This window comes from Bacillus sp. Bvel1, assembly GCF_014872755.1.
Taxonomy (GTDB): Bacteria; Bacillota; Bacilli; order Bacillales; family Bacillaceae; genus Bacillus; species Bacillus velezensis.
Window position 1 is genome coordinate 103,807 of the sequence record NZ_JAAOBZ010000005.1, and the last position, 13,644, is coordinate 117,450.

Sequence of the window (13,644 nt, forward strand, 5' to 3'; positions counted from 1 at the left end):
CTCACCTTATTTCTGTATTTAACAAGCCTCTCCAGTATAGAAAAAACCGTTATCAATCGTCAATCCGGGGATTGATCCGTAACGGCGGATAATTGGCCGGTGAAAAGGGCACTGTAGTTGGAAGGAACGCATCAATGTGTAAGAAAGGGTGTTATTCATGAAGGAAACAGGTCCGATTCCGCAGCCGAAGACATTCGGTCCTCTCGGCAATCTTCCTTTGCTTGATAAAGACAAGCCTACAATGTCGCTGATCAAACTGGCAAACGAGCAGGGGCCTATTTTTCAGCTGCATACCCCGGCGGGCGCCATTATCGTCGTGTCCGGACATGAACTGGTGAAAGAGGTATGTGATGAAGAGCGGTTCGATAAAAGCATTGAAGGTGCTTTGGAGAAAGTCCGGGCGTTTGCCGGTGACGGGCTGTTTACAAGCTGGACGCATGAGCCTAACTGGCGAAAGGCGCATAATATTCTGATGCCGACCTTCAGCCAGCGCGCGATGAAAGATTATCATTCGATGATGACTGATATCGCGGTGCAGCTGATTCAAAAATGGGCTAGGCTGAACCCGGATGAGGCCGTTGATGTGCCTGCTGATATGACCCGCCTGACGCTCGATACGATCGGGCTTTGCGGCTTTAACTATCGGTTTAACAGCTATTACAGGGAAACGCCTCATCCGTTTATCAACAGCATGGTGCGCGCCCTTGATGAAGCGATGCACCAAATGCAGCGCCTTGATGTTCAGGATAAGCTCATGATCAGGACGAAGCGCCAATTTCATCATGACATTCAGGCGATGTTTTCGTTAGTAGACAGTATTATCGCAGAGCGCCGGTCAGGCGGACGGGATGAAAAGGATCTGCTGGCCAGAATGCTGAATGTGGAAGACCCGGAAACGGGCGAAAAACTTGATGATGAAAATATCCGGTTTCAAATCATCACGTTTTTAATTGCCGGCCACGAAACGACCAGCGGCCTGCTTTCCTTTGCCATCTATTTTCTGCTGAAACATCCCCGTGTTTTGGAAAAAGCCTATGAAGAAGCCGATCGGGTTTTGACCGATCCCGTTCCTTCTTATAAACAAGTACTGGAGCTTAGTTATATCCGAATGATTTTGCAGGAGTCATTGCGCTTATGGCCGACCGCGCCTGCGTTCAGCCTTTATGCGAAAGAGGATACGGTGATCGGCGGGAAATATCCGATCACGCCGAAAGACAGAATTTCCGTCTTAATTCCCCAGCTTCACCGTGATAAAGACGCGTGGGGAGACAATGCGGAGGAATTTTATCCGGAGCGGTTTGAACATCCTGATCAAGTGCCTCACCATGCGTATAAGCCTTTCGGAAACGGGCAGAGGGCGTGTATCGGTATGCAGTTCGCCCTGCATGAAGCAACTCTTGTTCTGGGGATGATTCTGCAGCATTTTACCTTTATCGATCACACCGATTATGAGCTCGATATTAAACAGACACTGACGATTAAGCCCGGCGACTTTCATATCCGGGTGCGGCCGAGAAACAAAGGAGCCGTTGCGGCAGCTCTCCCGGCGGCTGAAAAAGCGGCGGAAGACGTCGAAAAAGAAAAACGGGAAACAAAAGGCGCATCCATTATCGGGCTTGATAACCGACCGCTTCTGATTTTGTACGGCTCAGATACGGGAACCGCAGAAGGCGTGGCGCGGGAGCTTGCCGATACTGCCGGGATGCACGGCGTCCGGACTGAAACGGCGCCTTTAAATGACCGGATCGGAAAACTGCCGAAAGAAGGAGCTCTCTTGATCATTACGTCCTCTTATAACGGAAAGCCTCCGAGCAACGCGGGACAATTCGTTCAATGGCTTGAAGAAGTCAAACCCGGGGAGCTGGAAGGTGTCCGATATGCCGTCTTCGGCTGCGGTGATCATAACTGGGCGGCGACATATCAGGCTGTGCCGAGACTGATTGATGAGAAGCTTGCCGAAAAAGGGGCGGAACGCTTTTCTGCCCGAGGCGAAGGGGACGTCAGCGGCGATTTTGAAGGAAAGCTTGATGAATGGAAAAAAAGCATGTGGACGGACGCCATGAAGGCATTCGGTCTCAAGCTGAATGAAAATGCCGAAAAAGAGCGAAGTGCGCTGGGCCTTCAATTTGTCAGCGGGCTTGGCGGGTCTCCGTTGGCACAGACGTATGAAGCGGTTTACGCATCCGTTGCGGAAAACAGGGAACTTCAGGCGCCGGAAAGCGGCCGGAGCACAAGGCATATCGAAATCACTCTGCCGAAAGAGGCTGCCTATCATGAAGGGGATCATCTCGGCGTGCTGCCGGTAAACAGCAAAGAGCAGGTCAGCCGTGTTCTCCGCCGGTTCAATCTGAACGGGAATGATCAAGTGCTGCTGACGGCCAGCGGACAGAGCGCGGCTCATCTCCCGCTCGATCGGCCGGTCAGGCTGCATGATCTTCTGAGCAGCTGTGTCGAATTGCAGGAAGCGGCATCAAGGGCTCAAATCCGGGAAATGGCCGCTTATACGGTCTGTCCGCCGCACAAACGGGAATTGGAAGATTTTCTTGAGGAGGGCGTCTATCAGGAGCAAATCTTAACATCGCGCGTCTCAATGCTCGATCTCCTTGAAAAATATGAAGCGTGTGAACTTCCGTTTGAGCGATTTCTGGAGCTTTTGCGCCCGCTGAAGCCGCGGTATTATTCGATTTCAAGTTCGCCTCGGAAACATCCCGGGCAGGCTTCAATTACCGTCGGTGTCGTTCGAGGCCCCGCCCGGAGCGGTTTGGGTGAGTATCGCGGAGTCGCTTCGAATTATTTAGCGGACCGCCGCCCTGAGGATGGTATCGTGATGTTTGTCCGCACTCCGGAAACACGATTCCGGCTGCCGGAAGATCCGGAAAAACCGATTATTATGGTCGGTCCCGGCACAGGAGTCGCCCCGTTCCGCGGATTTCTGCAGGCTCGGGCAGCGTTAAAAAAAGAAGGAAAAGAGCTGGGGGAGGCTCATCTGTATTTCGGATGCAGAAACGATCATGATTTTATTTACCGTGACGAGCTTGAAGCTTATGAAAAAGACGGAATCGTGACGCTTCATACGGCTTTCTCCCGCAAAGAAGGCGTACCGAAAACATATGTGCAGCACTTAATGGCGAAAGACGCCGGCGCTTTAATTTCCATCCTCGGCCGGGGAGGGCACCTCTACGTATGCGGCGACGGCAGCAAAATGGCGCCCGATGTAGAGGCAACGCTGCAAAAAGCGTATCAGTCGGTCCGCGAAACAGACGAACGGCAAGCGCAAGAATGGCTTTTGGACCTCCAGACAAAAGGCATTTACGCAAAAGATGTTTGGGCGGGGATTTGAGCGATGTGATGAAAAGGACTGGATGACTCCGGTCCTTTTTTTACATCACTCAAAAAAACCTTCAAGTTTTTCAGTCCCTTTGCATACAATAACTTCAGCCCGCCTTGGGCGGCTGTCTTTGATATTCATTTTTCGTTTTTAGAAGTTTGTGTTATTCTTATATTTGGTATCTCCTATTTTCAGACCGGGTCTGATAAGGTACCTTTTAATGCCAGAAAAAAATGTGAAACGAAGAACGGATATCCTGCGTCTAATGGCTGGCGGGATAAGATGTTCAATAGGCATGACACGAATGATAAATATATCGTTTTTTAAAATGGTGTGTTTATGGGGCTGTGTGATGCTTTCGTTTTGCTCGGAAAGCAGGAATTGAAGCAAAAAGTAAGAATACAGATTTAAAGTGTTTAGGAAAGTAGAGGTTGCCATGAAGAAATTATTTTCTTACAGACTTAGTTTTTTTGTACTGGCTATTATTTTGTTTTGGGCCAAAACGTATTTAGCCTATCATGCTGAATTCAACCTTGGGGTGAAGGGTCCGACGCAGCAGTTTCTGCTTGTGATCAATCCGTTCTCAAGCGCCATTTTCTTTTTAGGACTGGCATTGTTTGCGAAAGGCCGCAAATCAGCGATTATCATGGTGATTATTGATTTCATCATGACGTTTATTTTGTATGCCAATATCCTATTCTATCGATTCTTCGATGATTTCTTGACATTCCCGAACTTAAAGCAATCCGGTAATGTCGGAAATATGGGAGACGGCATCTTCAGCATTATGTCCGGCCATGATATTTTATACTTTGTTGATATTATTATTTTAATCGCGCTTCTGGTGTGGAGACGTGAGCTGAAGGAATTCAAGCTGAAAAAACGGTATACGTCATTAATTATCGTGACGGGTATTGTGTTGTTCTTCGTGAACCTGGCGATTGCCGAAGAGGACCGCCCGGAGCTGCTGACAAGAACGTTTGACCGCAATTACATTGTAAAATACTTAGGCCTTTATAATTACACGATTTATGACGGCGTACAGACGGCGCAGACGGAATCACAGCGTGCATATGCCAGCAGTGATGACCTGACGAGCGTTGAAAACTACACATCGTCGCATTATGCGAAGCCGAACGCCGAGTATTTCGGCAAGGCCAAAGGCAAAAATATCATTAAGATTCACCTGGAGAGCTTCCAATCATTTTTGATCAATTACAAACTTGACGGAAAAGAAGTTACGCCGTTCCTGAATAAACTCGCCCGCGGCGGAGAGGACATGACGTACTTTGATAACTTTTTCCACCAAACGGGCCAAGGTAAAACATCTGACGCCGAGCTGATGATGGATAACAGTCTGTTCGGACTGCCTGAAGGGTCAGCCTTCGTGACAAAAGGGGAAAACACGTATCAATCGCTTCCTGCCATCCTTGACCAAAGTGAGGGCTATACAAGCGCCGTTTTACACGGTGACTACAAATCATTCTGGAACCGTGACCAGATTTACAAACATATCGGCTACGATAAATTCTTTGACGCCAGCACATACGATATGTCTGATGACAACCTTGTCAATATGGGACTGAAGGATAAACCGTTCTTCAAAGAATCTATACCGAAGCTTCAGTCGCTGAAACAGCCGTTCTACGCGCATTTGCTCACGCTGACGAACCATTATCCGTTTACGCTTGATGAAAAAGACGCAACGATCGAAAAAGCGAAAACGGGCGACGCGACTGTGGATGACTATTTCCAGACGGCGCGTTATCTTGACGAAGCGCTTGAACAGTTCTTTAAAGATCTGAAGTCATCCGGTTTATATGACAACTCGGTGATTATGCTTTACGGAGACCATTACGGAATCTCTGAAAACCATAACCGCGCGATGAAAGAAATTCTCGGCAAAGAAATTACGCCTTATCAAAACGCGCAGAATCAGCGTGTGCCGCTTATGCTTCGCATCCCCGGCAAAAAAGGCGGGGTGAACCATACGTACGGCGGTGAAATGGACGTTGTGCCGACGATCCTTCACTTGGAAGGCATCGATTCTAAGAAATATATTAATTTCGGCACCGATCTCTTCTCGAAAGACCATGATGATACGGTGACGTTCCGCAACGGAGATTACGTCACGCCGAAATATACTTCCATCTCCAATGTCGTATACGATACGAAGACAGGGAAAGAACTGAAAGGCAATCAGGAAACGAAAAACCTGAAAGCCAGAGTCACAGAGCAGCTGAAGCTGTCTGACAGCGTGATGTACAAAGACTTGCTCAGATTCCACAAATTGAGCGACTTTACGCCGGTTGATCCGTCTAAATATCATTACGGCAAAGAAAAGCTGAATCAGGATAATAAATAATAGAAAGAGCCTTACGGAATTTCCGTGAGGCTCTTTTTTTTGTGTATCTTCACCAATCTGAAAAAAGAGAGAGCTTTTGGTCACAAAGGGCGCCAATCTCTCATATCTTACAGTAGATTTTGAAACCGGTGGTAGAGAATCGGACAAATTATCGGGTTGGTTTCTCTTATACGGGCGGTTTCGAATCCAATATTCACAGAGAAGAGGGGTAGAGATGAAAGCAGTCATTCTCTGCGGCGGAAAAGGAACGAGAATGAGCGAAATCACCAATGAACGTCCCAAACCGCTCGCCATGATAGGCGGCAAACCGATTCTATGGCATATTATGAAACTCTATCAATACTATGGCGTGAACGAATTTATCCTGCTTCTTGGTTTCAAAGGAGAGATGATTAAGGAATATTTCTTAGATTATGACTGGAAGAATCACAGCATGACGCTGGACAGCTCTACCGGAGAAGTGCGGATATTGGGAACATCCGAGCCGTGGAAAATCACTTTTTTAGACACGGGGGAACACACGCAGACAGCGGGGCGGCTTTTACAGGCGAAGGACATCATCGGTGATGAAACCTTTCTTATGACGTACGGGGACGGACTGGCGAACATCAACCTGTTTCATCTGATCAGCTATCATCAATCAAAAGGGGCTGCGGCAACCGTCACCGGTATAGAAAAGACCTCGCAATTCGGAACGCTGACGGTTGAAGACGGTATGGCGAAAAGCTTTTCTGAAAAAACCTCAAGTGACGGCATCATCAACGGCGGATTTTTCGTGCTCAGCCCGAAGGTATTTGATTATCTGCCGAAAGACAGGGACGTCATGTTTGAAGAAGAACCGCTGAAGGAGCTGGCAAAGGACGGCGAATTGGCGGTATACCGGCATTACGGTTTCTGGACGGCGATCGATACGTATAAAAATCTGCTGGAAATTAACAAGATGTGGGACCGGGGACAACATGTATGGAAGGTATGGTGATCAAGTTTGAGTTTCTGGAAAAATAAAAATGTGTTTGTGACGGGATGTACAGGTCTTTTAGGAAGCTGCTTGGTGAAGGAACTGATCGATCAGGGGGCTAATGTGACGGGACTTGTCCGTGACACTGTGCCCAAGTCGAACCTGTATCAGGGAGAACAAGTGAAGCAAATGAATATCGTGCAGGGCGCGCTTGAAGATCTGGATGTGATTGAGCGGGCGCTGGGCGAGTATGAAATTGACACGGTCTTTCATTTAGCCGCTCAGGCGATCGTCGGCGTCGCAAACCGCAATCCGATTTCCACATTTGAAGCCAATATTCTCGGCACATGGAACATCCTTGAAGCGTGCCGCAGGCATCCGCTCATCAAGCGGGTGATCGTCGCGTCCAGTGATAAAGCGTACGGCGACCAGCCGACACTGCCGTACGATGAAAACATGCCTCTTCAGGGCAAACATCCGTATGACGTATCAAAAAGCTGTGCCGATTTATTAAGCCACACATATTTTAATACGTACGGACTTCCGGTCTGTATTACGCGCTGCGGCAACTTGTACGGCGGCGGAGATTTGAACTTCAACCGGATTATTCCGCAGACGATTCAGCTCGTGCTGAACGGTGAAGCGCCGGAAATCCGCAGCGACGGCACATTTATCCGTGATTATTTTTACATCGAGGATGCGGTCGAGGCATACCTTTTGCTGGCGGAAAAGATGGAGGAGCTCAATCTTGCGGGAGAAGCGTTCAACTTCAGCAATGAGATTCAGCTGACGGTGCTGGAACTTGTAGAAAAAATTCTTAAGGCGATGGACAGTGACCTCAAGCCGAAAGTGCTTAACCAGGGAAGCCACGAAATCAAGCACCAATATTTATCAGCGGAAAAGGCGAGGAAGCTTCTGAATTGGACGCCCGCGCATACCATTGATGAAGGATTAGAAAAAACGATCGAATGGTATAAAGCCTTTTTTCAAAAGTAACAGAAACAGAGGTGAGAGAAAGACGTGACAAGCGCATATTGCACAGTTTTATCAAAAGGAAGGCTGTATCAGGCTATCGCTTTGTTCGGCTCATTGAAATCGGTTCAGGCGGACGCCCCCATTTTTACTTTGTGTATGGATCAAGACACCTATGACGTTCTTCAGGCAATGCGTCCGGATAATGTCACCTTGATTCAGGTGTCCGCACTGGAAAATGAGGAGCTCCTTGAACTGAAGCGGACGAGGGATCAGAGCGAATACTGCTGGACGGTGAAGCCGGTATTTCTCGAATTCGTGCTGGACGGACATCCGGAATTAGAGCGTGTCACGTACATTGATGCCGATTTGTTTTTCTTCACTGATCCGCGCGCGATTTTTGACAATCAGCCGGATTGTTCGGTGCTTCTGTCACGGGGCGATATCGTTATTCCCTCATTTGAAAAACAGGAAATCGACATGCTGCAGCGTCTTTTAGGCCGGTATAATTCCGGTTTTCTCAGCTTCAAAACCGACAGTGCCGGCACAGATTGTCTCAGATGGTGGAAAGAACGCTGCCTTGAAGAATGCAAAAATGCGCCGGGCGAAGGAAAATTCGGAGATCAAGGCTACTTGGATTACATGTCCGGTCTGTTCCCGAACGTGTGTGACATCACCACGCCCGGCGTGAATATCGGCCATTGGAATTACGGCCGCCACACGTTTTCATGGAAGGATGGGCGTCTTGTGCTCGAAGACGGAAATCCGCTGATTTTCTATCATTTCAGCGGATACCGGATCGTCACAGCCGGCGACATTCGGCAGATTCATGAGACGGACCGGACCGACCTGCCTTTTGTCCATCAGCTTTATCAGGACATTCTGAAGCGAGTGATCGGGACGGTCAGCGCCGTCTGCCCGGAGTTCAGCGGCTTTGCATCTGAGGATGATAACAAATAAATGATCATATACAGGAAGTGAACGAAAAGTGAAGGCAAGCGTCATTGTTCCCGCATATAATTCCAAGGAGAGGCTTTATAACAGCCTGCTGTCCCTGAATGAACAGGAATGCACAGAGCCGTTCGAAGTGATTGTGGCTGACAACGGTTCGGAAGACGGAACCTTATCCATGCTTGAATCATTCAGCGCGAATTTTCCGCTGATTTTTGTGAGAATTAAAGAAAACAGAGGGATCGCTTACGGCCGGAATCAGGCGGTCCGCAATGCCAGAGGCGATATTTTGATTTTCCATGACAGCGACATGCTTGCCGAAAAGGATTTGGTGGCGAAGCATATCAAGGCTCATGAGAACCAGGACGATCTTGTCGTATGCGGTATGTTCTGGAAGCGGATTTACAGCTTTGATTATGACCGTTTTGAAAAAGAGCATAAGGAAAAACTCGCCGAACTGTATGAAGAGCTGCCGGGCGATAAAGAGCCGCTCCTTGATGAAAGTGACATCAGAGACGGAAGCTTTCTTGACCGATGCTTTGATTTAGATACCGACTTTATCCGGGTGCTGAAAAGCATTTTGGAAAAATACGGAGATGATTTGAACGGCTACCGTCTGCCATGGCGTTTTTTCATTACGAACAATTCATCAGTTAAGAGGCAGCACGTGGCAGATCTCGGCCTGTTTGATGAAGGCATTGTCAGATACGGCTTTGAAGATTATGATCTCGGCATCAGGCTTCATCAGTCGGGAATGAGATTTCAGCTGCGGCGCGATATCATGAGCGTCCATCAGGAGCATCCGAGCAACTGCGCTTCCGTTGATGACATCAGGGCGAATATCGCGTACATGTGCGACAAGTACAATGACATTCATTCGCTTGACTTGCACCTCGCGTTTAACGGCCCGTTTGACGCGGAGTTAACCAACAGCATAATGGCAGACATCGCGGTGCTGCTTGATTATGAGAAATATGAAAGCCTGCTGCACATTTTTCTCGAGCTGCTGCACGCGGTTAAAGACCGCAACCTTGACCCGGACTGGAAGACGAAAAGCCCGCGTATCACGGCGAACAGCTTCCAGCTGCCGGAGGTCGGAAAGCTTTTGGCAAAAGCGGAAAAAAAGCTGGGCGTCACGCACTTTGCAAGGGCGTTCAAAGCGCTGACTGCTGATTTACTGCATGTGGATCTTAAATAAATTGGATGTGATATGGTGAGTAAATATCATTTTTCAACCATTGTTTCCAGAACGCATATCTTTAAACTGATGCCGATGATTCATTCTCTCCATGAGCATTGCCGGGATTTTCATCTGTATGTGCTGTGTGTCGATCAGAAAGCGTACGAACTGCTTCAGCAGGTGCCGTGGGAACATGTCACGGCGGTTCAGCTCCATGAAATGGAGGACCCGGAGCTGCTTGAAGCAAAGGGCGGCCGGACATTTCATGAATATTGCTGGACGCTGAAGCCGGCTTTTCTGTTCCATGTGATGACGGAGTATGATGAAGCCGAATATTTTGCCCATTTGGACACCGATCTCTTTTTCTTCGCAGATGCGGGCGAGCTGTTTGCGGAAAAGCCGGATGCTTCCCTTTTTCTGACGGATCACCGCAATTCAGAACGGTTTGCGTCTTATTACAAGCTGACGGGGCAGTACAACACCGGGTTTGTCGGCGCGCGGAATACCGGGGAAGCGTATCGGGCGGTCTGGCAGTGGAGACAGGATTGCATCTCCTATTGTACGGTGGAGATGAATGAAGAAAAAAAGACATACGGTGACCAAAGGTATGTTGAAAAGTGGCCCGCGCAGTTTGAACACGTGCATGTCACGGAGTCGATCGGCGCGAATGCGGCGCTGTGGAATATTGAGCAATATGACGTCAGCCTGCGCGACGGGGCTGTATATGTCAATGACACCCCGCTGATTTTTTATCATTTTTCAGGCTTTACGCTCGTCACGGAGAACGAATTCAATCTCTGCTGGTACTATCACATTGATGATGAGGCGACAGTCAGTATGATTTACGTCCCGTACATCAAAAACGTAAAAAAATGGATTGATGAAATTCAAAAAGCGTTTCCTGATTTCAGAGACGGGTTTATTCCGAAATATGCGGTTCCTGACACTCATTTTTATACGGTTGAAACATAAAATCCCTGCCTTTTCGGCAGGACAAAGGCGAGCAGACCTAAAACGGGCAGAAAGGCGACGGCTGTCATGGTCGGCGTCAATCCCGCTGAATCAATAAGAGCTCCGAGCGCAACCGCTCCGATCGCGCCCATTCCGAAGGCGAGCCCGACCGTAAGCCCTGACATCGTTCCGATTTTGCCGGGAACAAGCTCCTGCGCGTAGACAACCGTCACGGAGAAGCTGGACATCAGAACAACGCCGATCAGCGCCAGTACGCCATAGGCGATGACAGGTCCCGCAAACGGAAGGAAAATCGTCAAGGGAGCCGATGCCGTCATGGAAACGATGATGACGTTCCGCTTTCCGAAACGGTCTGCAAGCGGCCCGCCGAGAAACGTTCCGACAGCTCCGAAAAATAAAAAGACGAAGATGTAGCTCTGTGCCTGCTGAATGCTGACATGATAGGCATTCATCGCATAGAACGTATAGAAGTTGCCGATCGCGCTCACATACCAGGAGCGCGCGAAAATTAAGAAGATAATCATGATAAGTGCAAGAATAATCGGTTTTGTAATCACGGTCTGCACAGCGGCGGCCGGTGATTTTTTACTTGCGGCGCGCAAATGAATAAGGCGGCCTTTATACCATTTGGCGATATAAATGAGAAACAGCACAGCGATTGCGGCGACTAGCGTAAACCAGACAGAGCCGAATTGACCGAGCGGAACGAGAATCAGCGCGGTAATCAAGGGCGCCATCGCCTGGCCGGTATTCCCTCCGACTTGGTAAATCGATTGCGCCAATCCGCGCTTTTCGCCGGCGGCCATGTAAGCGACACGCGATCCTTCAGGATGAAAGACGGCGGAGCCAAGGCCGATAAAAAAGACACAGCATAAAATCGTCAGAAAAGACGGGGCGAACGCGAGACCTAAAATGCCGAGCATGCTTGCGGTGAGTCCGAGCGGCAAAGCATACGGCATCGGGCGTTTATCCGTATACCAGCCGATGACGGGCTGCATCACGGAAGACACCATATTCAGCGTAAAGGCGATAATTCCGAGCTGCGTAAATGTAAGATTCATGGAACGTTCCAAAATCGGAAACATCGCCGGAATCACCGCTTGCAGTGAATCGTTCAGCAGATGACAGATCCCGATAATGAACAAAATAGAATACATGGTTGTCTCGGGACGATGGACAGGTTTTTCTTTAAGCGGGGCGGCAATTGCCAAAGTGATTCTCCTCCTTTTTATGTAAACGAAGCATACACCATATTATTCATAAGGTGAATGAATTATCAAGGGCAAAAAAGGCTCTTCTTTCTCAAACAGAAAAAAGAGCCTCCCTTTTTATTTATTTAACAAACTGTGTTTTCTCGAATACATCATATATACCACGATCCCGGCGGCGATCCAGATGACAAAGGCGAGCCATGTCACGCCCGGCAGGCTGCTTGCGAGATACAGGCATAAGCATGCGCTGATGATCGGCACAAAAGGCACGAAAGGAACACGGAAGGAAGATTTGATCTCCGGATGTTTCTTTCTTAAAACGATGACGGCGATCGCAATGACTGTAAAGGCCGCCAAGGTTCCCATATTGACGAGATGCGCCAAGGTTCCCAGATCAATAAAACCTGCGATCCCGGCGGCAGCGATCCCCGTCACCCATGTGTTTTGAAACGGTGTTTTAAAACGCGGATGAACCTTGGAAAACATGCGGGGCAAAAGGCCGTCTCTGCTCATCGCAAATGTAAGGCGCACCTGAGCGTAAAGCAGAGCGAGCATGACCGTTGTAATCCCGATAATCGCGCCGACGGAAATAATGCCTGCTATTTTGTTCTGGCCGACAAATTGGAGCGCGAAAGATACCGGATCTCCGACATTCAGCTTGGTGTACGAAAGCATTCCTGTCAGGACGAGCGATACCGTAATGTAAAGAACGGTGCAGATGGCAAGCGCGCCGATGATTCCGACAGGCATTGATTTCTGCGGGTTTTTCACTTCTTCCGACGCGTTTGACACGGCATCAAATCCGAGATACGCGAAGAAAACGGTCGCGGCGCTCGTGATGACGCCTTTCATTCCGAACGGCATAAACGGCGACCAGTTTTCCGGTTTCACGTAGCCGAAACCGACGACGATAAACAGCAGAATGATCGCAATTTTCATCAATACAATGACATTGTTAAAGCGGGTGCTTTCTTTCACGCCCCTTGAAACAATCGCGGTAATGACCAAAATAATGATAACGGCCGGCAGGTTGAACACGGCACCCGTTTTGCTGCCGGGTGCGGCGGTCAGCGCCTCCGGAAGATGCAGCCCGAATCCTGCAAGAAGCGACTGGAAATAGGATGACCAGCCGGTTGCGACGGCGGCGAGCGCGATAACATATTCAAGCATTAAGTCCCATCCGATTAAAAACGCGAGACACTCCCCGAGAGTAACATATGAATACGTATATACGCTGCCTGAAATCGGAATGGATGAAGAAAATTCCGCATAACAAAACGCGGCGAGCGCGCAGGCAAGGCCCGCGAGCACAAACGACAGAATCAAAGCCGGTCCTGCGCCTGTCGCGGCCACAGTCCCGGTAATCACAAAAATCCCCGTGCCGACAACACAGCCGATTCCGAGCAAAACCAAGTCAAAAGCGCTTAACGAGCGGGACAGGCTGGTCTGTTTGCTCTGGGCCTTTAAGTCGGCCAGCGGCTTTTTCCGAAATAGTAAAGACATATGGGTCCTCCTGAAAATTCATAATATTCTTATCATTATATACACTGACGTTTGTATTATATTGTCGAAATTTCTCGCAGTCAATTAAAGAATTTTCCACTTTAAAAGGACAAAGCTAAAAAGCGTCGATGCACGGAAGGAAAGGGAATTTTATTGTGAAATAGTTCAATTTTCTCACCTTAAGACCGATACAAAAGATGACTC

Annotated in this window: 9 protein-coding genes; 7 read left to right on the forward strand and 2 right to left on the reverse strand. The window is 48.7% G+C overall.

From position 1 onward, the window contains the following. The first annotated feature begins 157 nt into the window (after positions 1–157). The 7 genes from HAP68_RS03360 to HAP68_RS03390 all read left to right on the forward strand — a co-directional run bounded on the left by HAP68_RS03360 (position 158) and on the right by HAP68_RS03390 (position 10,726). Positions 158–3,340 (forward strand): bifunctional cytochrome P450/NADPH--P450 reductase, encoded by a 3,183-nt coding sequence (locus HAP68_RS03360; RefSeq protein ID WP_024084987.1) that lies wholly within the window; start codon positions 158–160, stop codon positions 3,338–3,340. Between the two features lie 424 nt (positions 3,341–3,764). Beyond that, a complete protein-coding gene (gene ltaS, locus HAP68_RS03365) occupies positions 3,765–5,693 on the forward strand; it encodes a lipoteichoic acid synthase (protein ID WP_003155677.1) in 1,929 nt (642 codons plus the stop codon). A 214-nt stretch (positions 5,694–5,907) separates the two neighbouring features. After that, entirely contained in the window at positions 5,908–6,672 is a 765-nt protein-coding gene (locus HAP68_RS03370; RefSeq protein WP_003155676.1) for a glucose-1-phosphate cytidylyltransferase, read from the forward strand. Positions 6,673–6,678: 6 nt separating this feature from the next. Further along, positions 6,679–7,647, forward strand: coding sequence for a GDP-mannose 4,6-dehydratase (locus HAP68_RS03375; RefSeq protein ID WP_012117042.1), 969 nt, complete (start codon positions 6,679–6,681; stop codon positions 7,645–7,647). 24 nt (positions 7,648–7,671) lie between these two features. Further along, positions 7,672–8,583 carry a putative nucleotide-diphospho-sugar transferase gene (locus HAP68_RS03380; RefSeq protein ID WP_024084988.1) on the forward strand — a complete coding sequence of 304 codons (912 nt, stop codon included), beginning with the start codon at positions 7,672–7,674 and terminating at the stop codon, positions 8,581–8,583. Positions 8,584–8,611: 28 nt separating this feature from the next. After that, positions 8,612–9,772 carry a glycosyltransferase family 2 protein gene (locus tag HAP68_RS03385; protein ID WP_024084989.1) on the forward strand — a complete coding sequence of 387 codons (1,161 nt, stop codon included), beginning with the start codon at positions 8,612–8,614 and terminating at the stop codon, positions 9,770–9,772. 15 nt (positions 9,773–9,787) lie between these two features. Continuing rightward, a complete protein-coding gene (locus HAP68_RS03390) occupies positions 9,788–10,726 on the forward strand; it encodes a hypothetical protein (protein WP_015388565.1) in 939 nt (312 codons plus the stop codon). On the opposite strand, the gene HAP68_RS03395 is transcribed toward HAP68_RS03390, so the two are convergent. After that, entirely contained in the window at positions 10,708–11,937 is a 1,230-nt protein-coding gene (locus tag HAP68_RS03395) for an MFS transporter (RefSeq protein WP_083058848.1), read from the reverse strand. The two genes, HAP68_RS03390 and HAP68_RS03395, sit on opposite strands and share 19 nt — an antisense overlap. Positions 11,938–12,054: 117 nt before the next feature. Next, a complete protein-coding gene (bcaP, locus tag HAP68_RS03400; RefSeq protein WP_003155668.1) occupies positions 12,055–13,440 on the reverse strand; it encodes a branched-chain amino acid transporter BcaP in 1,386 nt (461 codons plus the stop codon). Between the last annotated feature and the right edge of the window lie 204 nt (positions 13,441–13,644).